Annotated in this window: 18 protein-coding genes; 10 read left to right on the forward strand and 8 right to left on the reverse strand. The window is 71.7% G+C overall.

Features of this window, described 5'->3' with window-relative positions; all coding sequences use genetic code 11:
• Positions 1–115 precede the first annotated feature (115 nt).
• Both AC0693_RS03645 and AC0693_RS03650 read left to right on the forward strand, forming a co-directional pair.
• Positions 116–2,059, forward strand: coding sequence for a 2-oxoacid:acceptor oxidoreductase subunit alpha (locus tag AC0693_RS03645; protein WP_478800859.1), 1,944 nt, complete (start codon positions 116–118; stop codon positions 2,057–2,059).
• Complete coding sequence (locus AC0693_RS03650; protein ID WP_478800860.1) at positions 2,052–3,131, forward strand: 2-oxoacid:ferredoxin oxidoreductase subunit beta; 1,080 nt, start codon at positions 2,052–2,054, stop codon at positions 3,129–3,131. Before AC0693_RS03645 ends, AC0693_RS03650 begins: the two co-directional genes overlap by 8 nt.
• Positions 3,132–3,179: 48 nt before the next feature.
• On the opposite strand, the gene AC0693_RS03655 is transcribed toward AC0693_RS03650, so the two are convergent.
• Positions 3,180–3,602 (reverse strand): winged helix-turn-helix transcriptional regulator, encoded by a 423-nt coding sequence (locus AC0693_RS03655; RefSeq protein WP_469339320.1) that lies wholly within the window; start codon positions 3,600–3,602, stop codon positions 3,180–3,182.
• Between the two features lie 91 nt (positions 3,603–3,693).
• Here AC0693_RS03655 and AC0693_RS03660 point away from each other — a divergent pair, with 91 nt between their 5' ends.
• The 3 genes from AC0693_RS03660 (at position 3,694) to AC0693_RS03670 (ending at position 7,266) form a co-directional block, all read left to right on the forward strand.
• The gene (locus AC0693_RS03660; RefSeq protein ID WP_478800861.1) at positions 3,694–4,548 is read left to right on the forward strand and encodes an SDR family oxidoreductase; all 855 of its coding nucleotides are present in this window, start codon (positions 3,694–3,696) and stop codon (positions 4,546–4,548) included.
• Between the two features lie 178 nt (positions 4,549–4,726).
• Positions 4,727–5,701, forward strand: a complete 975-nt coding sequence (rarD, locus tag AC0693_RS03665) for an EamA family transporter RarD (RefSeq protein WP_469339326.1) — start codon at positions 4,727–4,729, stop codon at positions 5,699–5,701.
• Positions 5,702–5,949: 248 nt separating this feature from the next.
• Positions 5,950–7,266, forward strand: coding sequence for a M28 family metallopeptidase (locus AC0693_RS03670; protein ID WP_478800862.1), 1,317 nt, complete (start codon positions 5,950–5,952; stop codon positions 7,264–7,266).
• On the opposite strand, the gene AC0693_RS03675 is transcribed toward AC0693_RS03670, so the two are convergent.
• From AC0693_RS03675 to AC0693_RS03690, 4 genes are all read right to left on the reverse strand, one after another.
• On the reverse strand, positions 7,263–7,682 hold the full coding sequence (locus AC0693_RS03675; protein ID WP_356416646.1) for a hypothetical protein: 420 nt from the start codon (positions 7,680–7,682) through the stop codon (positions 7,263–7,265). The genes AC0693_RS03670 and AC0693_RS03675 overlap by 4 nt on opposite strands.
• Positions 7,679–7,882 carry a ribbon-helix-helix domain-containing protein gene (locus AC0693_RS03680; RefSeq protein ID WP_356416649.1) on the reverse strand — a complete coding sequence of 68 codons (204 nt, stop codon included), beginning with the start codon at positions 7,880–7,882 and terminating at the stop codon, positions 7,679–7,681. The genes AC0693_RS03675 and AC0693_RS03680 overlap by 4 nt, the downstream gene beginning before the upstream one ends.
• A gap of 126 nt (positions 7,883–8,008) precedes the next feature.
• Positions 8,009–9,217, reverse strand: coding sequence for a LolA family protein (locus AC0693_RS03685; protein WP_356416652.1), 1,209 nt, complete (start codon positions 9,215–9,217; stop codon positions 8,009–8,011).
• A gap of 247 nt (positions 9,218–9,464) precedes the next feature.
• Complete coding sequence (locus tag AC0693_RS03690) at positions 9,465–10,475, reverse strand: polyprenyl synthetase family protein (RefSeq protein ID WP_356416655.1); 1,011 nt, start codon at positions 10,473–10,475, stop codon at positions 9,465–9,467.
• 190 nt (positions 10,476–10,665) lie between these two features.
• Here AC0693_RS03690 and AC0693_RS03695 point away from each other — a divergent pair, with 190 nt between their 5' ends.
• Together AC0693_RS03695 and AC0693_RS03700 are read left to right on the forward strand one after the other, a co-directional pair.
• Positions 10,666–12,186 (forward strand): peptide MFS transporter, encoded by a 1,521-nt coding sequence (locus AC0693_RS03695; RefSeq protein WP_478738816.1) that lies wholly within the window; start codon positions 10,666–10,668, stop codon positions 12,184–12,186.
• 51 nt (positions 12,187–12,237) lie between these two features.
• Complete coding sequence (locus tag AC0693_RS03700) at positions 12,238–14,244, forward strand: CocE/NonD family hydrolase (protein WP_469320234.1); 2,007 nt, start codon at positions 12,238–12,240, stop codon at positions 14,242–14,244.
• 256 nt (positions 14,245–14,500) lie between these two features.
• On the opposite strand, the gene AC0693_RS03705 is transcribed toward AC0693_RS03700, so the two are convergent.
• Positions 14,501–15,319 carry a Cof-type HAD-IIB family hydrolase gene (locus AC0693_RS03705; RefSeq protein WP_478800863.1) on the reverse strand — a complete coding sequence of 273 codons (819 nt, stop codon included), beginning with the start codon at positions 15,317–15,319 and terminating at the stop codon, positions 14,501–14,503.
• Positions 15,320–15,460: 141 nt separating this feature from the next.
• Between AC0693_RS03705 and fahA the strand changes: the two genes are divergently transcribed.
• The 3 genes from fahA (at position 15,461) to AC0693_RS03720 (ending at position 18,147) form a co-directional block, all read left to right on the forward strand.
• Entirely contained in the window at positions 15,461–16,735 is a 1,275-nt protein-coding gene (fahA, locus tag AC0693_RS03710) for a fumarylacetoacetase (RefSeq protein ID WP_478800864.1), read from the forward strand.
• A 106-nt stretch (positions 16,736–16,841) separates the two neighbouring features.
• Positions 16,842–17,447, forward strand: coding sequence for a hypothetical protein (locus AC0693_RS03715; protein ID WP_478800865.1), 606 nt, complete (start codon positions 16,842–16,844; stop codon positions 17,445–17,447).
• 103 nt (positions 17,448–17,550) lie between these two features.
• The gene (locus AC0693_RS03720) at positions 17,551–18,147 is read left to right on the forward strand and encodes a hypothetical protein (protein ID WP_478800866.1); all 597 of its coding nucleotides are present in this window, start codon (positions 17,551–17,553) and stop codon (positions 18,145–18,147) included.
• 71 nt (positions 18,148–18,218) lie between these two features.
• Here the strand turns inward: AC0693_RS03720 and nuoN are convergent, their stop codons facing one another.
• Both nuoN and AC0693_RS03730 read right to left on the reverse strand, forming a co-directional pair.
• Positions 18,219–19,865 (reverse strand): NADH-quinone oxidoreductase subunit NuoN, encoded by a 1,647-nt coding sequence (gene nuoN, locus AC0693_RS03725; RefSeq protein ID WP_469320229.1) that lies wholly within the window; start codon positions 19,863–19,865, stop codon positions 18,219–18,221.
• Positions 19,862–21,448, reverse strand: coding sequence for an NADH-quinone oxidoreductase subunit M (locus AC0693_RS03730; protein ID WP_469339339.1), 1,587 nt, complete (start codon positions 21,446–21,448; stop codon positions 19,862–19,864). Before AC0693_RS03730 ends, nuoN begins: the two co-directional genes overlap by 4 nt.
• Between the last annotated feature and the right edge of the window lies 1 nt (position 21,449).

Below are 21,449 nucleotides of genomic sequence, written 5' to 3' on the forward strand. Positions count from 1 at the left end.
TCCGGAACGGACCGTCTCACGGGACGGTCCAGCATATGAGCGGCCCAAGGAAGGACACCCTTACCGACGTAGGGTTGGCCTTGCGAACGCCACGCCTCGAAGGAGGTCCGTTTCAGTGACCAGCCAGGTCAGTAGCCCAGCCGAGCAGGCCGACGGGGCCGGGGGTGCGGTTGTCGGTGGACAGCGCACGCCCGCGGGTCCCGGCGGGAAGGAAATCCGCAGGCTGGACCGTGTGATCATCCGTTTCGCGGGTGACTCGGGTGACGGGATGCAGCTCACCGGTGACCGTTTCACGTCCGAGACGGCGTCGTTCGGCAATGATCTCTCGACGCTGCCGAACTTCCCGGCGGAGATCCGTGCGCCCGCCGGGACCCTGCCGGGGGTGTCCTCGTTCCAGCTGCACTTCGCCGATCACGACATCCTCACCCCGGGGGACGCGCCGAACGTGCTGGTCGCGATGAACCCGGCCGCGTTGAAGGCGAACATCGCGGACGTGCCGCGGGGCGCGGAGATCATCGTGAACACCGATGAGTTCACCAAGCGGCCGATGGCGAAGGTCGGCTATGCGGTGTCGCCGCTGGAGGACGGGTCGCTGGAGGCCTACAACGTCCATCCGGTGCCGTTGACGACGCTGACGGTGGAGGCGCTCAAGGAGTACGGGCTCTCGCGCAAGGAGGCCGAGCGGAGCAAGAACATGTTCGCGCTGGGTCTGCTGTCGTGGATGTACCACCGGCCGACGGAGGGGACGGAGGCGTTCCTGCGGTCGAAGTTCGCGAAGAAGCCCCAGATCGCCGAGGCGAACGTGGCGGCGTTCCGGGCGGGCTGGAACTTCGGTGAGACCACCGAGGACTTCGCGGTGTCCTACGAGGTCGCCCCCGCGACGAAGGCGTTCCCGACCGGTACCTACCGCAACATCTCCGGGAACCTGGCCCTGTCGTACGGGCTGATCGCGGCGGGCCGGCAGGCGGACCTGCCCCTGTACCTGGGCTCGTATCCGATCACTCCGGCCTCGGACATCCTGCACGAGCTGTCGAAGCACAAGAACTTCGGCGTGCGGACCCTCCAGGCGGAGGACGAGATCGCGGGGATCGGCGCGGCGCTGGGGGCCGCCTTCGGCGGGTCGCTGGCGGTGACCACGACCTCGGGGCCGGGCGTGGCGCTCAAGTCGGAGACGATCGGGCTGGCGGTGTCGCTGGAGCTGCCCCTGCTGGTCGTCGACATCCAGCGCGGCGGGCCTTCGACGGGGCTGCCGACCAAGACCGAGCAGGCCGACCTGCTCCAGGCGATGTACGGGCGCAACGGTGAGGCGCCGGTGCCGATCGTGGCCCCGCGCACGCCGGCGGACTGCTTCGACGCGGCCCTGGACGCGGCCCGGATCGCCTTGACCTACCGCACGCCGGTGTTCCTGCTCTCCGACGGCTACCTCGCCAACGGTTCCGAGCCCTGGCGGATCCCCGACGTCGCGGACCTGCCCGACCTGCGGGTGCAGTTCCAGTCGGGCCCCAACCACACGCTCGCGGACGGCACCGAGGTCTTCTGGCCCTACAAGCGCGACCCGCACACCCTGGCCCGGCCGTGGGCGGTACCGGGCACCCCGGGCCTGGAACACCGGATCGGCGGGATCGAGAAGCAGGACGGCAGCGGGAACATCTCCTACGACCCGGCCAACCACGACTTCATGGTCCGCACCCGCCAGGCCAAGATCGACGGCATCGAGGTCCCCGACCTCGACATCGACGACCCCGACCAGGCCACCACCCTCGTCCTGGGCTGGGGCTCCACCTACGGCCCCATCACCGCCGCCGTCCGCCGCCTGCGCCAGGCCGGGCAGCCCATCGCCCAGGCCCACCTGCGCCACCTCAACCCCTTCCCCCGGAATCTGGAAGCGGCCCTGAAGCGTTACGACAAGGTAGTGGTGCCCGAGATGAACCTCGGCCAGCTGGCCACCCTGATCCGGGCGAAGTACCTGGTCGACGCCCGTTCGTACACCCAGGTCAACGGCATGCCCTTCAAAGCGGAACAGCTCGCCACGGTCCTCCAGGAGGCCATCAATGACTGAGGTCACCGACGCCCCCGCCCACCCGCCCACGCTGCTCTCGCTCGTGCCGAAGGCCGAAGCGAAGCAGTCGATGAAGGACTTCAAGTCCGACCAGGAAGTCCGCTGGTGCCCCGGCTGCGGCGACTACGCCGTCCTGGCCGCCGTCCAGGGCTTCATGCCCGAACTCGGCCTCGCCAAAGAGAACATCGTCTTCGTCTCCGGCATCGGCTGCTCCTCCCGCTTCCCGTACTACATGAACACCTACGGGATGCACTCCATCCACGGCCGCGCCCCCGCCATCGCCACCGGCCTGGCCACTTCGCGCCGCGACCTGTCGGTCTGGGTGGTCACCGGCGACGGCGACGCCCTCTCCATCGGCGGCAACCACCTCATCCACGCCCTGCGCCGCAACGTCAACCTCAAGATCCTGCTCTTCAACAACCGGATCTACGGCCTGACCAAGGGCCAGTACTCGCCCACCAGCGAGGTCGGCAAACTCACCAAGTCCTCCCCGATGGGCTCCCTCGACGCCCCCTTCAACCCGGTCTCCCTCGCCATCGGCGCCGAGGCCACCTTCGTCGCCCGCACCGTCGACTCCGACCGCAAACACCTCACCGAGGTCCTGCGCGCCGCCGCCGACCACCAGGGCACCGCCCTCGTCGAGATCTACCAGAACTGCAACATCTTCAACGACGGCGCCTTCGAGGTCCTCAAAGACCAGGAACAGGCCCAGGAAGCCGTCATCCGCCTCGAACACGGGCAGCCCATCCGCTTCGGCACCGACCGGGCCAAGGGCGTCGTCCGCGACCACGCCACCGGCGACCTGCGCGTCGTCGCGGTCACCCCCGACAACGAAGCCGACATCCTGGTCCACGACGCCCACACCACCTCGCCGACCAACGCCTTCGCCCTGTCCCGGCTCGCCGACCCCGACACCCTGCACCACACGCCCATCGGCGTCTTCCGCAGCATCGAGCGGCCCGTCTACGACACCCAGATGGCCGACCAGCTCGACGCCGCCGTCGAACAGCACGGCAAGGGCGACCTCGGCGCCCTCCTCACCGGCAACGACAACTGGACCGTCATCGGCTGAGCCGGATCCGGATCCGGCAGTCCACCGGGCCCCGGCCTCCTGTGACCGTCAGGGGGTCGGGGCCCCGTCGTGCTCCGGGCGCGTCCCGTCGCCGCCCGCGCGGGTCCCGTCGCCGGCGCGGGTTTCGTCGTACGCCGCCCGGGCCGCCTGCACCGCGCCCGTGCTGCGTTCCGTCCAGCGGGCCAGCGCCCACACCTGCTCGGCGGCCTCGCGGCCCAGCGGGGTCAGGGAGTAGTCGACGCGCGGCGGGATCACCGGCTGCGCGACCCGCAGTACGAAGCCGTCCCGCTCCAGCGTCCGCAGGGTCTGGGCCAGCATCTTCTCGCTGACGCCGCCCACCTCGCGGCGCAGTTCGCTGAAGCGGAACGAGCGTTCCAGCAGCGCCGCGAGGACGAGCACCCCCCAGCGGCTGGTGACGTGCTCCAGGACGCCCCGGGAGGGGCACATCGGGGCCTTGACGCTCACTTCCATGCCAGTACCTTACTTCAAAGTGGGTACTATCCAAAAGTTAGCGCGGTGTCTAGGGTGGTGTCATCACCCCGAGGAACCGAAGGAGCACCCCATGAGCATCGTCGTCACCGGAGCCACCGGAGCCCTCGGCCGCCTGGTCCTTGAGGACCTGCTGGCCACCGTCCCCGCCGCGGAGATCGCCGCCGTCGTCCGGAACAAGGAGAAGGCCGCGGACCTGGCCGAGCGCGGCGTCGAGGTGCGCGTCGCCGACTACAGCGACCCGGCGAGCCTGGACGGGGTCTTCCGCGCCGGCGACCGGGTCCTGATGATCTCCGGCAGCGAGGTCGGCCGCAGGGTGGCGCAGCACACCGCGGTGATCGAGGCCGCGAAGGCCGCCGGGGTGGCCCAGCTCGCCTACACCGGTGTCCTCGGCGGCCCGGAGGCGGACTTCGACCTCGCCGAAGAGCACCGCGTCACCGAACAGCTGATCCTCGACTCCGGCCTGCCGTACACCTTCCTGCGCAACGGCTGGTACCACGAGAACTACACCGCGCAGCTCGCCGCGGTACTGGAGCACGGCGCGGTCGTCGCCAGCGCAGGCGAGGGCCGGATCGCGTCCGCGGCCCGCGCCGACTACGCCGCCGCCGCGGCGGCCGTCGTGACCGGCGACGGTCACCTGGGCCGGGTGTACGAGCTGAGCGGCGACACCGCCTGGAGCCTGGCCGAGTACGCGGCCGAGGTCGCGGCGCAGTCCGGCCGGGAGATCAGCTACGCGGCGGTACCGGCCGACGCGCACCTCGACGTGCTGACCGGCGCCGGTGTCCCCGCGGCCTTCGCGGCGATCCTCGTCGACGTGGACGCGGCCATCGCCCGCGGCCGGCTCGCGGGCACCAGCGGGGACCTGGCCCGGCTGATCGGCCGCCCGACCACCCCGATCGCCGCCGCCATCGCCGCCGCGCTGGCCTGAGCCGCGGCGCAGGCGACCCGGAGCCGCGGCGGGCGCGGGGCGCAGCCGCGGTGGGCGTCGGCCGGAGCCCCGGTGGGCACGGCCCGGATGTCATGACTGTCACCCGCCAACGGGCATGACATCCGGCCGACGCGGCGCTACCTTCGTGAGGTTGGCTCGAAATGACCCAGGAGGGCCCGTGAAGGCAGAGAACGAGCAGCGCACGGGTTTGATCTACGGATTCGGCGCCTACGGACTGTGGGGGCTCGTCCCCCTGTTCTGGCCGCTCCTCAAGCCCTCCGGCGCGGTCGAGATCCTCGCCCACCGCATGGTGTGGTCCCTGGCCGCCGTGGGCCTCGCGCTCGTCGCGACCCGCCGCTGGGGATGGATACGCGCCCTGCTGGCCGAACCGCGCAAGCTCGGGCTGACCGCGCTCGCCGCCGCGGTGATCTCGGTCAACTGGGGCCTGTACATCTGGGCGGTCAACAACGGCCGCGTCGTCGAGGCCAGCCTCGGCTACTTCATCAACCCGCTGGTCACCATCGCCATCGGCGTCTTCGTCCTCGGCGAACGGCTGCGCCGCGCCCAGTGGGCGGCGGTCGCCATCGGCGCCGCGGCCGTCGTGGTGCTGGCCGTCGGCTACGGCCGGCCGCCGTACATCTCCCTGGTGCTGGCCTTCTCCTTCGCCACCTACGGCCTGCTCAAGAAGAAGATCAACCTGCACGGCCTGGACTCGCTGGCCGCCGAGACCGCGCTGCTCTTCCCGCCCGCGCTCGGCTACCTGCTGTGGCTGGCGGCCCAGGGCCGGTCCACCTTCGCCGCCGAGGGCGCCGGGCACGCCGCGCTGCTGGCGGCGACCGGCCTGGTCACCGCGATCCCGCTGGTCCTCTTCGGCGCCGCCGCGATCCGGGTCCCGCTGTCCACCCTCGGGCTGCTCCAGTACCTGGCCCCGGTGTTCCAGTTCGGCCTGGGCGTCCTCTACTTCCACGAGGCCATGCCGCCCGAGCGCTGGGCCGGGTTCGCCCTGGTGTGGGCGGCGCTCGCACTGCTCACGTGGGACGCGCTGCGGACCGCCCGGCGCTCGCGCGCGGCCCTCGCGGCGACCGTCGCGGCCACGGCGGGCACCGTCCCGGCCCCGGCCGCGCCCGAGACCCCGGCGCGCGAACCGGCGTAGCCACGCACCGCGCGGGTCTCCGGCATACGACGGCGGCCCGCGCGGCGGCGCATCATCCACCCCACGATCCCCGGTACGGAACCTCCGTACCGGGGATCGTCCGTTTTCCGAACCCCCGTGACCGGATTATGACCTTGACGGACAGTCATTCTCTCGCTGAACATCAGGCTCGCACTGACGCACGACCGCTCACCCGCTCTTTCCCCACCCGTTCCGTCACATCCCCAGCGGAATCCCGGAGCCCCCACATGAGCCTGTCCGTCTCCCGGCGCCTGGCCGCCGTCACCGCGCTCGCGGTGGCCGGTCTGTTCGCCTCCACCGCCCCCGCGGCCCTGGCCTCCCCCACCGCGGTCACCGCCGCGCCGACGCCCCCCGACATCCCGGTCGCCAACGTCAAGGCGCACCTGGCCCAGCTCCAGTCGATCGCCACCGCCAACGGCGGCAACCGCGCGCACGGCAGGGCCGGTTACAAGGCCTCGATCGACTACGTGAAGGCCAAGCTGGACGCGGCCGGCTACACGACCACCCTCCAGACCTTCACCTCCAGCGGAGCCACCGGCTACAACCTGATAGCCGACTGGCCGGGCGGCGACGCCAACTCGGTCCTGATGTCCGGCGCGCACCTGGACTCGGTGAGCGCGGGCCCCGGCATCAACGACAACGGCTCCGGCTCGGCGGCCATCCTGGAAACCGCGCTCGCGGTCTCCCGGGCCGGACTCCAGTCCACCAAGCACCTGCGCTTCGGCTGGTGGGGCGCGGAGGAGCTGGGCATGGTCGGGTCGACGTACTACGTCAACAACCTGCCGAGCGCCGAGAAGTCGAAGATCTCCGGCTACCTGAACTTCGACATGATCGGCTCGCCGAACCCGGGCTACTTCGTCTACGACGACGACCCGACCATCGAGCAGACCTTCAAGACGTACTTCGCGGGCGTCGGCATCCCCACCGAGATCGAGACCGAGGGCGACGGCCGTTCCGACCACGCCCCCTTCAAGAACGCGGGCATCCCCGTCGGCGGTCTCTTCAGCGGCGCCGACTACATCAAGACCGCCGCGCAGGCCCAGAAGTGGGGCGGCACCTCCGGCAAGGCCTTCGACGCCTGCTACCACCGGTCGTGCGACACCTCGGCGAACATCAACGACGCGGCCCTGGACAAGAACAGCGACGCGATCGCCTACGCGGTCTGGACCCTGGGAGCCGGCACCGTGGTGCCGCCCGGCCCGTCCTTCGAGAACACGGCGGACGTCGCCATCCCCGACTCCCCGGCCGCGGGGGCCAGTTCACCGATCACCGTCTCGGGCGTCACGGGCAACGCGCCGGCCACCACGAAGGTGGACGTCAACATCGTCCACACCTACCGCGGTGACCTCCAGATCGACCTGATCGCCCCCGACGGCACGGCGTACCGGCTGAAGAACTCCAGCTCGGACTCGGCCGACAACGTCATCGCCTCGTACACCGTGAACGCGTCGAGCGAGGTCGCCAACGGCGTCTGGAAGCTCCAGGTGAAGGACGTGGCCGCGCAGGACACGGGCTACATCAACAGCTGGAAGATCACCTTCTAGGAGGTGCCCCCGGGGTGCGCGCGCAGCGATTCGGGGACCGGTTCCTGTATCCGCGCGCGCAGCTCCTCGGCGACCGCCGCGATGTCGGCCCGGCCGCGCTTCGCGGCCTCGACCAGGTCACCGAGCGCCTCGGGCGAGGGCAGCTGCTTCGCCCCCGCCACCCGCAGGTACGAGCGGGTGGCGGCGGCCGCGTAGAACTCGTTCATCGGCGATTCCAGCGCCGGGCACACGGCGAGCGTGTGCAGGAACGCGGCGGCCCGCCAGGCGGTGTCGGGGGCGGGCTGCTCCGGGACCAGCACCAGGTCGTTCTGGTGGCGGGCCACCGCGGCGGCCACCCCGGAGGGGTCCCAGACGGCGGGATCGGACGGCAGGTGGTGGGCCAGAGCGGTCCAGGCCCACTCCATGGTGATCTTCAATGGCCGAACCGCTCCTGGAAGTAGCCCCAGTGGTCGGCGAACTCCTCGATGCCGGAGAGGAAGCTCTTGCGGTCCTCGTCCAGTTCGCGTTCGGTGACCTCGGTGATCAGCGCGGTGACCGTCGTCCCCAGCGCCGCCGCGCGCGCTTTGAGGCGCTCGTGGAACTCTTCCTCCAGGCGGATGGTGACGTGTCTCGACATGTCCCTCACCGTACAGCGGCTCCGCTGTACACAGGAGGGTTACGACGCAAGGGTGGCCCGGGACACATGTCCCGGGCCACCCTCAGTGCCTCCGCGCCCCCGCCCGCGCGCGGGCGGCCGGCCGGGCTACTTCGCGGCGTTGGCCGTCTTCACCAGCGCGTCCTTGGTGACCGCGCCGACGTAGACCTTGCCGTCGTCCGTGATCAGCGCGTTGACCACGCGGGTCGAGAAGACCCGGCCGGAGCCGAACTTCCCGGTGACCTTGTCCCCGAGGCTGTCGAGGAACTGCTTGGCCTCCTTGGGGGCGCCCTTTTCGTTCGCCTTGCCCTCGAAGTCCTTCAGGCCCTTGCCCGTGCCCGAGTCGATCCGGGCGACGGAGGCCCAGCCCTCGCCGAGGACCGTGGTCTGCCCCTTGCCCGCGCCGCCGGTCAGACCGTCCAGGCCGGGGATCGGGAGGGAGTCCATGCGGCGCTCCGCCTTGTCCCCGTGCGGAGCGGCCGAGCCCTCCTTCACCGTGGCGCCCTTGGGCGGGGTGAAGGCGAAGGTGTCGGCGGCGGGCTTGGCGAAGTCGACCTTGCTGAAGCCCGCGTCCAGGATCGGCTTGCCGCCCTGGCTGGAGAGCACCTGGAAGCGCAGCGGCACGCCGTTCTTGGCGTCCACCGCGATCTGCACGGAACCGATCGTGGAACCGGAGGCCTTCGGCTTGAGCACCAGCTGGTAGGCGTCGCGCCCGGCCACCTGGGCGGTGTCGCCGACGCTGACGTCGGTGGTGGGTCCGGCGGCCTTCAGGGCCTCCTGGGCGAGCTGGGCGGGTGAGGAGCCGAGCCGGTCGGCCGTCTTGTGCTCCTTGCCCTTCTCCCCCGCCCGGGCGCCGCCGTCCTTCTCGTGGAAGACCTCGTTGGACTTGCTGTCGTAGCCCCAGACCTCGCCGCCGTTGTGGATGAGGCTGTACTCGTCCTTGCCGTCCAGGAAGGTGATCCGCTGACGGTCCGGGCCGTCGGCCGCGACCTTGAAGGTGTGCGTGCCGGTGGCGAGCTGCGTGAGCTTGTCCTGCGGATCGGCGGAGCCGCCCGAGACGCCCCGGTCGCCGAGCAGGCCGGTCGCCAGCGACGGCAGGCCCAGGTCGGTGCTGATCTTCGCGGTACCGGACAGCTGCTGCGCGTCCGATGCGGCGATCTTCTCGATGAGCTGCTGCGCCGTCACCTTGGGAAGGTCCGGTCCGCTCGCGTTGGCGAAGGCCGGAACCAGTCCGACGGTCGCCACGGCCACTCCCACGACCACGACCGGTACCGCGTACCGCGAGGCCTTGCGAGGAGTCTTTGCGTTCGCTGCCATGTCTCTGCCCTACCTCTGTGTGTAGGCGGCGACCTACCCATCCCGGCTTGTTCCCGTCCACCCCGCGCCGCCACTCTCACCCGATCTGGTGGGGATGTGCCTCTATCTGACCAAACGGAAGGCCCCCACGGCATCACTCCTCGGAGCCAACTCCGTGTACGACCGAGGGATGACACGGCGAAGGCCCCCCGTCCCCATCCCGTAGGGGGTCGGAGGGCCTCGCGGGGTACCCGGTACGGATGAAGGCTTAACCGGCCCGGTGCACCACCGCGTCGCACAGCTCTTCCAGGGCCGACTTCGCGAAGCACTCGGGCAGCGGGGCCAGCGTGGCCCGCGCCTCCTCGGCGTAGCGGATGGTGTCGCGCCGCGCCTGCTCCAGCGCCGGGTGCACCCGCAGCCGGGACAGCGCTTCGGCGTGCCGGGCGTCGTCCGTCAGGTCGCCGTCCAGGAGGCGTACGAGCTCCAGGTCCTCCTCCCGCCCGCCGCGGGCGGCCATCTCCCGCAGCAGCAGCACCGGCAGCGTGGGGATGCCCTCGCGCAGGTCCGTACCCGGGGTCTTGCCGGACTCGTGCGAGTCGGAGGCGACGTCCAGGACGTCGTCGGCGAGCTGGAAGGCGGTGCCGAGGCGTTCGCCGTACTGCGTGAGGATGTCGACGACCGATTCGTCGGCGCCGGCCATCAGCGCGCCGAAGCGGCCGGAGACGGCGATCAGCGAGCCGGTCTTGCCCGCGATGACGTCGAGGTAGTGGGCGACGGGGTCGCGGCCGTCGCGCGGCCCGGCCGTCTCCAGGATCTGGCCCGTCACCAGCCGCTCGAAGGCCTCGGCCTGGATCCGGACGGCCTCGGGTCCGAGGTCGGCCAGGATGTGCGAGGCGCGGGCGAACAGGAAGTCACCCGTCAGGACGGCCACCGAGTTGCCCCAGCGGGTGTTGGCGCTGTCCACCCCGCGCCGGACGTCCGCCTCGTCCATGACGTCGTCGTGGTAGAGCGTGGCGAGGTGCGTGAGTTCGACGACCACCGCGGAGGGCACGATGCCGGGCGCGTAGGGATCGCCGAAACGGGACGCGAGCATCACCAGCAGCGGCCGGAAGCGCTTGCCGCCCGCCTTGATCAGGTGCTGCGCGGCCTCGGTGATGAAGGGGACTTCACTCTTGGTGGCCTCCAGCAGACCCGCCTCGACTGCGGCCAGTCCGGCCTGGACATCGCTCTCAAGAGCCTGGTCCCGCACGCTCAGTCCGAACGGCCCGACGACGGTCACGAGGGGTACTCCTGTCTGCTGACGATCACGGTGACGATCACCTGGATTGTCGATGTGTCGCTGCCATCACTCAAGCCAGCGTATCCGGTCTGATTTCGATCACCGAGAGCGCCCGCCCGGCCGCCACCCGCGCACTGTCCGAAGTGCACCGGTATGTTCTTGAGCAGCCGATGCGACCGGAGAATGCGTATTGTCCAGAACCACGCCCGACATCGACGAACCGACGGACCCGGAGGCCGAACGGCCGCCGCCCGGTGACGACCACGCCTTCCTGGGCCACCCCCGGGGTCTGGCGACGCTCTCCGGACTGGAGGTCTGGGAGCGCTTCTCGTTCCTCGGCATGCAGGCCATTCTGGTGCTGTACTTCGCGGACACCGTAGCCAACGGCGGCCTCGGAATGAATCCGGGCGCCGCCGCGTCCGTGGCGGCCGCCTACGGAACCATGGTCTACCTGGTCTCGGTGGCAGGCGGCTGGCTCGCCGACCGGATCCTGGGCTCCTACCGCGCCGTCCTGTGGGGCGGCGTCCTGATCGCCTGCGGCCACTACGCGATGGCCGTGCCGACCGCCGCCATGACCTGGGCGGGCCTCGGCCTGATCAGCGCGGGAACCGGCCTGCTCAAGCCGAACGTGGCCAGCATGGTCGGCAAGCTCTACCGCACCGACGACCAGCGGCGCGACGCCGGATTCGCCCTCTACTACATGGGCATCAACATCGGCGCCTTCGCCGGTCCCCTCGTCACCGGCTGGCTCGGCGACCACAAGGGCTGGCACTGGGGCTTCTCCGCCGCCGCCTTCGGCATGACGGCCGGCCTCGTCCAGTACGTCCTGGGACGCCGCCATCTGGCCGGACGAAAGCACTCGGCCGAGTACGCCCTGGCCCCCGCCGCGATGCGGCGCGCCGTCCGCGCCCTCGTGGGCGGCCTGCTCGGCGCGGCCGTGCTCGCCACCCTCCTGGCCTCCGCCGGGTGGCTCACCCTGGCCCGGTTCGTCGACCTGCTCACCCTGGTCTCGGTGATCGCCCCGGTCGTCTACTTCGCCGTCATGTTCCGCAGCCCCCGGGTGAGCGCCGAGGAGCGCGGCCGGCTGCGCCCCTACGCGGTGCTCTTCCTGGCCTCGGTCGCCTTCAACTTCATCCTCTTCCAGGCGTACTCGACGATGATGCTGCTGGCCTCGACGAACGCGCAGACCTCGATCCTCGGCTTCCACTTCCCGGCCGGCTGGTACGCCTCCGCGCTCGGCGCCTTCGAGGTGGCGCTGGCCCCGGTCGTCGCGGCGCTCTGGGTCCGGATGGGCCGCCGCCAGCCGCACGCCTCCCACAAGATCGCCATCGGGGTGGTCCTGGGCGGCCTGTCCTTCCTGCTGATGGTCATCCCGACTTCCGGGCACGGCGGCGACGACACCTTCCGGATGGCCGCCTGGTGGATCGTCGGCTCCTACCTGCTGCTCGGCCTCGGCGACGTCCTGCTGGAAACCTCCGGCATGTCGGCCACCACCAAGCTCGCCCCGAAGGCCTACGCGAGCCAGACCATGGCCCTGTGGTTCCTCTCGCTGGCCCTCGCCAACGGCATCCAGGCCCAGGTGGTCAAGGTCTACGGCACGGTCTCCCTCCCCGCCTACTTCGGCGTCAACGGAGCGGTCGCGGTCGCCGCCGGCCTGGCCGTGATCGCCCTGGGGCCCTGGCTGCGGCGCACCATGCACCCCGTCCACTGACGTCCGGCGCACCCGTACCCCTACCAGCACCGCGAGGGACCGAGGCCACGCATGATCATCCGTACCGACTTCCCCTACGGGACCACCCACGAGGACGTCCGGATCCCGCTCCCCGACGGCGTGGAGCTGTACGCCCGCGTCTGGCGGCCGGTGACGGACGAGCCCGTTCCGGCGCTGCTGGAGTACCTCCCGTACCGGCTCACCGACTGGACCGCGCCCCGCGACCACCAGCGCCACCCCTGGTACGCCGGGCACGGCTACGCCTCGGTGCGGGTCGACGTGCGCGGCCACGGCAACAGCGGCGGCCACCCCGGCGACGAGTACGACGCCCGGGAACTGGCCGACGGCGTCGCCGTCGTCGAATGGCTGGCGGCGCAGCCCTGGTGCACCGGCGCGGTCGGCATGTTCGGCATCTCCTGGGGCGGCTTCAACTCGCTCCAGATCGCCGCCCTCGCGCCCGCGCCGCTCAAGGCCGTCGTCACCGTCTGCTCCACCGACGACCGCTTCGACAACGACGTCCACTACATGGGCGGCTCCGTCCTCGCCGTCGACATGCACGCCTGGTCCGCCACCATGCTCGCCTTCGCCGCCCGCCCGCCGGACCCCCTTTACGCGGGCGACGGCTGGAAGGAGCAGTGGCTGGACCGGCTGGACGCCGTCGAACCGCTCGTCCACACCTGGCTCGCCCACCAGACCCGCGACGCCTACTGGAAGCACGGCAGCGTCTGCGAGGACTACGCCGCCATCGGCGCGGCCGTCCTGGCCGTCGGCGGCTGGCACGACCCCTACCGCGACACCGTGCTGCGGCTGGTCGAGCACCTGCCGCCGGACCGGGTGCGCGGGCTGATCGGGCCCTGGTCCCACCAGTACCCCGACCGCGGGCTGCCGCCGGGGCCGGCCATCGGCTTCCTCCAGGAGACCCTGCGCTGGTGGGACCACTGGCTCAAGGGCGTGGACAACGGGGTCATGGACGAGCCGCTGCTGCGCTCCTGGATCAGCGAGTCGCACCCGCCCGCCACCGTCTACGAACGGATGGAGGGCCGCTGGGTCGGCGACACCGCCTGGCCCTCCCCCGCCGTCTCGCCGGTGTCGTACGGGCTCCGGGGCGACCCCGTCCTCGTCGCGTCCCCGCAGCACACCGGCCTGGACGCGGGCCGCTTCTTCCCCTTCGGCAACGACGGCGACCTGCCGCCGGACCAGCGGGAGGAGGACGCCAAGTCGGCGTGCTTCGAGTTCCCGCTGGGCACCGGGGGGCGGCTGGAGATCCTGGGCCGCCCGCGGGTCACCCTGCGGCTGCGCATGGACGTGCCGTACGGGCAGGTCGTCGCCCGGGTCTGCGACGTGGCGCCCGACGGGTCCTCGACGCTGGTCACCCGCGGCGCCCTGAACCTGTCCGCGCGGGGCGGCCGGGACCGGGCGGTGCCGTGGCCGGTGGGCGCGTACGAGGACGTCACCTTCGAGCTGAACGCGATCGGCCACGCCTTCCCGCCGGGGCACCGGATCCGGCTCGCGGTGTCCTCCGCGTACTGGCCGTGGATCTGGCCGCGGGCCGGGTCCGGGGCGGGCTGGACGCTGGAACCGGCGGGGAGCGCGCTGACCCTGCCGGTGCGGGACCCGGCCGCCGGGGCGGGGGCCGAGATCGGCTTCGAGCCGCCGGAGCAGTCCGAGGGACTCGGCGTGGTGTACCCCGCCACCCTGGACGAACCGCGTCCGGAACGGCTGGTCGTACGGGACGTGGCGCGCGGGCTGTGGCGGCTGGAGGTCGACCCGCGGTACGGGGGGACGCGGGTGTACCCGGACGGGCTGGAGTACGGCGAGGACGCGTGGGAGGAGTACGAGATCGAGGACGGCGACCCGCTGTCGGCCCGCACGTGCTCGCGGTGGCGCATCCGGCTGCACCGGCCCGAGCGGGGCTGGGACGCGAGGGTGGAGACCCGGTCGGAGATCTCGTGCGACGAGGGCGCGTTCGTGACGTCGAACGAGGTCGTGTGCCGGGAGGGTGACGAGGTCGTCTTCCACCGCACCTGGCACCGCCGCCTCCCCCGCGGGGCCGCCTAGACCGACGCCCTCAAACGCCGGGCAGGCTGAAATGCCGCCCCGTGGCCCCGGCCCGGCAAGCTGAGGGCGGCTCCGAGCCGGACCCACTCCAGCCCCGCCGGCGTTTGAGGCGCCCCCGGAGGGCAGGAGCGCCGCACGGCACCACTCGCCCCACCCCCGGCTCGGGTCCTCGTCGCCTCCGGCGGGCCCTCAAACGCCGGGCAGGCTGAAATACCGCCCCGGGCCCGGGCAAGCTGGCACCCCGCCCCCGCGGGCGCTACGCGTAAAGGCGTTCCAGGACCACCGCGATCCCGTCCGCCTCGTTCGACAGGGTCACCTCGTCCGCGACCGCGACCAGTTCGCGGTGCGCGTTCGCCATCGCGACCCCGTGCGCGGCCCAGGTGAACATCGGGATGTCGTTCGGCATGTCGCCGAAGGCGATCGTCGAGGCGGCGTCCGCGCCGAGGACGGCCGCCGCGAAAGCGAGGCCGCTGGCCTTGTCGATGCCCGGCGGCTGGAGCTCCACCGTGTGCTCCCCGGCCATCGTGACGTTCACGAGGTCACCGACCACCGCCCGCGCCACCCGCGTCAGTTCGTCGTCGTCCAGCTCCGGATGCTGGAGCAGCACCTTGTTGATCGGGGCCGACCACAGGTCCGCCCGCCGCGGGACGCGGACCGTCGGGAGGTGGGGGTGCCACATCCGGTAGCCCGGCCCTATCAGCATCTCCGCGTCCACCCCCTCCCGGTTGACGGCCGCGTACACCTCGCCGATCTCCGCCTCGATCTTCCCGAGCGCGACCTCCGCCAGGTCCCGGTCGAGGGGGACGGAGTGCAGCATGCGCCCGACCGCCGCGTCGTACACCTGCGCCCCCTGCCCGCACACCGCGAGCCCCGTGTAGCCGAGGTCCTCCAGTACGTGCCGGACCTGCGGCACGGGGCGCCCGGTGACGATGATGTGCCGGGCGCCCGCTGCGCGCGCCGTCGCGAGCGCCGCGTACGAACGGGCGGAAACTGTGTCACCTGCGCGCAGCAGAGTCCCGTCCAGGTCAGTGGCGATCAGGGCATACGGGAGCGCGCGAAGGGGGGCGGAAGTCACGGGTCAAAGGATACGGACCTCGTTGGACAAGTCCTACAAATAGCGCCCGAATCCGGCCTCCCGAAGGCCCCACCAGGCACGTAACGTGTCAACCAGATCCCGGGACACCCCCGGACCGCCCGGAAAGCGAGGCAGTACCCCATGCCCCTGCAGAGCCCCCTCGACGTTCCCGAGGGCGACCCGTTCGGGCCGCACAACCTCCCGTACGGCGTGTTCTCGACCGCCGAGGACACGGGCGGCGACGCGGAGCCCCGGCGGCGCATCGGTGTGCGGATCGGCGGGTACGTCCTGGACGCGGGAGCCGTCGCGCTCGCGCTCGGATCCCCGTACGCCGGACTCCTCGGCCGGCCGACCCTCAACCCGCTGCTGGCGGCGGGCCGCACCGCCTGGCACGACGTGCGCCGCGCCCTGACCGCCTGGGTGACCGACCCTGGCCAGCGCCCCGCCGTCGAGCCGCACCTCGTGCCGCTCGAAGCCGTCACCATGCACCTGCCGTACGAGGTCGCGGACTACGTCGACTTCTACGCGAGCGAGCACCACGCCACCAACGTGGGCCGGATCTTCCGCCCGGACGGAGACGCGCTCACCCCCAACTGGAAGCACCTGCCCATCGGTTACCACGGCCGCGCGGGCACCCTCGTCGTCTCCGGCACGGACGTCGTACGGCCCTGCGGCCAGCGCAAGGCGCCCACCGACCCGGCGCCCGTCTTCGGCCCGAGCGTCAAGCTCGACATCGAGGCGGAGGTCGGCTTCGTCGTCGGCACTCCCTCCGAGCTGGGCACGGCGGTGCCGCTCGGCGACTTCCGCGAGCACGTCTTCGGCCTGTTCCTGCTGAACGACTGGTCCGCGCGCGACATCCAGGCCTGGGAGTACGTGCCGCTCGGCCCCTTCCTCGGCAAGTCCTTCGCGACCTCCGTCTCCGCCTGGGTCACCCCGCTGGAGGCCCTGGACGCGGCCCGCGTCGCGCCGCCGGCCCGGGACTTCCCGCTGCTGCCCTACCTGGACGACTCCGACGCCGGGGCCGACGAGCAGGGCGGTTTCGACCTGCGCATCACGGTCTCGATCAACGGGCACGAGGTCGCGCACCCGCCGTTCTCCTCGATGTACTGGACCGCCGCCCAGCAGCTCGCCCACATGACGGTCAACGGCGCCTCCCTGCGCACCGGCGACGTCTACGGCTCCGGCACGGTCAGCGGCCCCGAGACCGGCCAGCGCGGCTCCCTCCTGGAGCTGACCTGGAACGGCCGCGACGCCCTCGAACTCCCGGACGGCAAGCGGACCTTCCTGGAGGACGGCGACACCGTCACCCTCTCCGCCTGGGCCCCCGGCCCCGACGGCACCAGGGTCGGCCTCGGCGAGGTCACCGGCACCATCGCCCCCGCCCGTACCGCGGACGCCCCCCGGGGCGCCGTGTAGCGGTACCGGTCCGTCAGCCCCCTGGCCCCGCCCGCGTGGCGGGCCGGGGGCGCCCGCGCGAAGCTGCTGGAGCCGCACGCCCGTCGCCGCTCCAAGGAGTTCCCGCATGACCCCTCGCACCGGCAGGACCGTCCCCCTCGCCGCCCTAATCCTTGCGGCCTCCACCGCGCTCGCCCTGTCCCCGACGACGGCGACAGCGACGACGGCGACCGCACCGCCCGCGCCCGGACCGGACCGGCGGGCCGCCCCGGTCACGGTGGAGCTGGCGCGGGCCCGGCTGTCGAGCGTTCCCTACCTGAACGAGCGCGACGCGGCCGCCGCCGGCTTCGTACCCGACCGGTACTGCGTCGCCGCCCCGGACGGGGCGGGCGCGCTCGGCTACCCGCACTTCAACCACGCCAACGACGGCTCGCTCGACCCCCGGCGCCCCGCGGCCCTCCTCTACGAGGACGACGGGCACGGCGGCCGCAGGCTGGTGGCCCTGGAGTGGGTGGTGAACGACCGGGACCAGGACCCGCGGACGGACGAGGACCGCCCCCACCTGTTCGGCCAGGCCTTCAAGGGCCCGCTGCCGGGCCGGTTCAAGGGCCAGGCCGTCCACTACGCCCTGCACGTGTGGCTGTGGAAGGACAACCCGGCCGGGCGGTTCGCGACGTACAACCCGAAGGCGCGCTGCCTGCCCGGCACCACGCGTCCCCCCAAGACCCCCTGACGGCCCCGGCCCCCTCCTTTGGGTGAGCACCGCGTGCGCCCGCCCGCGCCCCCGGCCAGGGTGGACACACGTCCCCCGCCCCGCCACCCGCCAGGAGTCCCCGATGTCCGTACGCCCCCTGAAGGCCGCCCTGACCTGCGCGGCCGCCGCCTCCATGGCCCTGGCCACCGTCCCCGCGGCCCAGGCGGTGGACGGTCCGGCGCCCGACCCCCGCAACCGGCAGGCGATGCGCGACCTGGCCACGGCGATGGCGGTGACCGCCAAGTACGCGGACGAGCGGGCGGCCGTCGAGGACGGCTACGTGCCGCACGGCCAGGAGTGCATGACCAACCCGTTCGGAGCGGGCTCCATGGGCTACCACTACGTCAAGGAGGCCAACTGGGGTTCGACGGACCCGAGCAGGCCGACCGCGCTCCTCTACAGCTCCGAGAAGGACCGCTCCGGCCACCGCAGGCTCCAGACCGTGGAGTGGATGTCCGCCGACCGGGACCAGGACCTCAAGACCACCGACGACCGGCCCCACATGTTCGGGCTGCCCTTCGACGGGCCCATGCCCGGCCACTGGGCGGGCATGCCCAAGCACTACGACCTCCACCTGTGGGCGTACAAGGAGAACCCGGCCGGCCGCTTCCACAACTGGAACCCCGCCCTGACCTGCCCCAAGAACACCACCACCCCGGCCGCGCCCCACCCCCACTGAGCCGGAACGCGCCGAGGCCCGGCCCCCCTCAGAAGGGGAGCCGGGCCCCGGCGCGTCCGGCGGTGGAGCGGTCAGCGCACGAACGTGCTCGCGTGGCCGGCCAGTTCGAGGAAGTACTGGGGCGCCACGCCCAGCACCACCGTCACCGCGACACCCACCGCGATCGTGGTCATGGTCAGCACCGAGGGGACGGCCACGGTCGGGCCGTCGGCCTTCGGCTCGCTGAAGAACATCAGCACGATGACCCGGATGTAGAAGAACGCCGCGATGGCCGAGGAGATCACACCGACCACGACCAGCGCGCCCGCGCCGCCCTCGGCCGCCGCCTTGAAGACCGCGAACTTTCCGGCGAAGCCGGAGGTCAGCGGGATGCCGGCGAAGGCGAGCAGGAACACCGCGAACACGGCGGCGGTCAGCGGGGAACGACGGCCCAGACCGGCCCACTTGGACAGGTGCGTGGCCTCGCCGCCCGCGTCGCGCACCAGCGTGACCACGGCGAAGGCGCCGATCGTCACGAAGGAGTACGCCGCCAGGTAGAAGAGGACGGAGGAGACGCCCTCCTTCGAGGTGGCGATCACACCGGCCAGGATGAAGCCGGCGTGCGCGATCGAGGAGTAGGCCAGCAACCGCTTCACGTCGGTCTGGGTGATCGCGATGACCGCGCCCGCCAGCATCGTGACGATCGCGACGCCCCACATCACCGGCCGCCAGTCCCACCGCAGGCCCGGCAGGACCACGTACAGCAGGCGCAGCAGCGCCCCGAAGGCCGCGACCTTCGTCGCCGCTGCCATGAAACCGGTGACCGGGGTCGGGGCGCCCTGGTAGACGTCCGGGGTCCACATGTGGAAGGGGACCGCGCCGACCTTGAACAGCAGCCCCATCAGGATCAGCGCGCCGCCGATCAGCAGCAGCGCGTCGTTGCCCATGGTGCCCGCGAGGGCCGGGTCGATCTGCTGGACGGTGCCGTCCACGACGTCCGCGATCACGGCGTAGGAGACGGAGCCCGCGTAGCCGTAGACGAGCGCGATGCCGAAGAGCAGGAAGGCGGAGGAGAAGGCGCCCAGCAGGAAGTACTTGACCGCGGCCTCCTGCGACATCAGCCGCTGGCGGCGGGCGAGGGCGCAGAGCAGGTAGAGCGGGAGGGAGAAGACCTCCAGCGCCACGAACAGGGTCAGCAGGTCGTCGGCCGCCGGGAAGATCAGCATCCCGGAGACCGCGAACAGCATCAGCGGGAACACCTCGGTGGTGGCGAAACCGGCCTTGACGGCGGCCTTTTCGCTGTCGCTGCCCGGGACGGACGCCGCCTGCGCGGCGAAGGAGTCCACCCGGCTGCCGTGGGCCGCCGGGTCCAGGCGCCGCTCGGCGAAGGTGAAGACGGCCACGACGGAGGCCAGCAGGATCGTGCCCTGGAGGAACAGCGCCGGTCCGTCCACGGCGACGGCGCCCATGGCGGCGACGTGCGCCTTGGCGGTGCCGTACCCGCCCGCGGCGAGCGCCACCACGGCCGCGAAGGCCGAGGCGAGCGCGGCGACGGTGAGGAACACCTGGGCGTAGTAACGGGCCTTGCGCGGGACGAAGGCCTCGACGAGGACGCCGATCAGCGCGGCGCCCAGCACGATCAGCGTGGGCGAGAGCTGCGCGTACTCGATGTGCGGGGCCGGGATCTTGTCGATCGGATCGGCGGCCAGGGACCACAGGCCCACGGCGGTCGTGCTCACTTGGCGGCCTCCACGCTCTGTACCGGCACGGTGGGCTCGGGGTCCTTCTGGTTGACGTCGGACATGGTGTGCTTCACCGCCGGGTTGACGATCTCGGTCAGCGGCTTCGGGTAGACGCCGAGTCCGATCAGCAGGGCGATCAGCGGGGCGACCACCAGCACCTCGCGCAGGCGCAGGTCCGGCATGTGGCGGACCTCCTCCTTGAGCGGGCCGGTCATGGTGCGCTGGTAGAGGACCAGCGTGTAGAGCGCGGCCAGCACGATGCCGAAGGTGGCGATGATCCCGACGACCGGGTAGCGGGCGAAGGTGCCCACCAGGACCAGGAACTCGCTGACGAAGGGCGCGAGGCCCGGCAGCGAGAGGGTGGCCAGGCCGCCGATCAGGAAGGTCCCGGCGAGGACCGGGGCCACCTTCTGCACGCCGCCGTAGTCGGCGATGAGCCGCGAGCCGCGGCGCGAGATCAGGAATCCGGCGACCAGCATCAGCGCCGCCGTCGACAGGCCGTGGTTGACCATGTAGAGGGTGGCGCCGGACTGGCCCTGGGAGGTCATCGCGAAGATGCCCAGGATGATGAAGCCGAAGTGCGAGATCGAGGCGTAGGCGACCAGGCGCTTGATGTCCCGCTGGCCGACCGCGAGCAGCGCGCCGTAGACGATGCTGATCAGGGCCAGGACCAGGATGACCGGGGTGGCCCACTTGCTCGCCTCGGGGAAGAGGCCGAGGCAGAAGCGGAGCATCGCGAAGGTGCCGACCTTGTCGACGACGGCGGTGATCAGGACGGCCACCGGGGCGGTGGCCTCGCCCATCGCGTTGGGCAGCCAGGTGTGCAGCGGCCACAGCGGGGCCTTCACCGCGAAGGCGAAGAAGAAGCCGAGGAACAGCAGCCGTTCGGTGCCCTGGGACATGTCCAGGGTGCCGGCGGCCCGGGCTTCGACGATCTCCTGGAGGGAGAAGTTCCCGGCGACCACGTACAGCCCGACGACCGCGGCCAGCATGATGAGCCCGCCGGCCAGGTTGTAGAGGAGGAACTTGACCGCCGCGTACGAGCGCTGCGCGGCCGCGTTCTCGTCGGTCCCGGAGTGAGCCCGGTCCCCGAAGCCACCGATGAGGAAGTACATCGGAATCAGCATGGCTTCGAAGAAGATGTAGAAGAGGAATACGTCGGTGGCCTCGAAGGAGACGATCACCATCGCCTCGACCAGCAGGATCAGGGCGAAGAAGCCCTGGGTCGGCCGCCAGCGCGAAGAGTGCGTCTCAAGCGGGTCGGCATCGTGCCAGCCCGCCGCGATCACGAAGGGGATCAGCAGGGCGGTGAGCGCGATGAGCGCCACCCCGATGCCGTCCACGCCGAGCTCGTAGCGGACCCCGAAGTCCTTGATCCAGGAGTGGGATTCGGTGAGCTGGTAGCGGTCGCCGCCCGGATCGAAGCGGACCGCGACGAGGGCGGCCAGCGCCAGCGTCGCCAGCGAGACCAGCAGCGCGAGCCACTTGGCGGCGGTCCTGCGGGCGGCCGGTACGGCCGCCGTCAGGATCGCGCCGACCGCGGGCAGCGCCGCCGTCGCCGTCAGAAGCGGGAAACTCATC

The organism is Streptomyces sp. NPDC043876 (genome assembly GCF_056435825.1).

Bases quoted from the DNA above. Each gene is read 5' to 3' on its own strand.
- AC0693_RS03660 (WP_478800861.1), top strand. From the start codon at position 3,694: ATGAGCATCGTCGTCACCGGAGCCACCGGAGCCCTCGGCCGCCTGGTC.
- AC0693_RS03650 (WP_478800860.1), top strand. From the start codon at position 2,052: ATGACTGAGGTCACCGACGCCCCCGCCCACCCGCCCACGCTGCTCTCG.
- AC0693_RS03655 (WP_469339320.1), bottom strand. From the start codon at position 3,602: ATGGAAGTGAGCGTCAAGGCCCCGATGTGCCCCTCCCGGGGCGTCCTG.
- AC0693_RS03685 (WP_356416652.1), bottom strand. From the start codon at position 9,217: ATGGCAGCGAACGCAAAGACTCCTCGCAAGGCCTCGCGGTACGCGGTA.
- AC0693_RS03670 (WP_478800862.1), top strand. From the start codon at position 5,950: ATGAGCCTGTCCGTCTCCCGGCGCCTGGCCGCCGTCACCGCGCTCGCG.
- AC0693_RS03730 (WP_469339339.1), bottom strand. From the start codon at position 21,448: ATGAGTTTCCCGCTTCTGACGGCGACGGCGGCGCTGCCCGCGGTCGGC.
- AC0693_RS03715 (WP_478800865.1), top strand. From the start codon at position 16,842: ATGACCCCTCGCACCGGCAGGACCGTCCCCCTCGCCGCCCTAATCCTT.
- AC0693_RS03720 (WP_478800866.1), top strand. From the start codon at position 17,551: ATGTCCGTACGCCCCCTGAAGGCCGCCCTGACCTGCGCGGCCGCCGCC.
- fahA (WP_478800864.1), top strand. From the start codon at position 15,461: ATGCCCCTGCAGAGCCCCCTCGACGTTCCCGAGGGCGACCCGTTCGGG.
- AC0693_RS03700 (WP_469320234.1), top strand. From the start codon at position 12,238: ATGATCATCCGTACCGACTTCCCCTACGGGACCACCCACGAGGACGTC.
- AC0693_RS03680 (WP_356416649.1), bottom strand. From the start codon at position 7,882: ATGTCGAGACACGTCACCATCCGCCTGGAGGAAGAGTTCCACGAGCGC.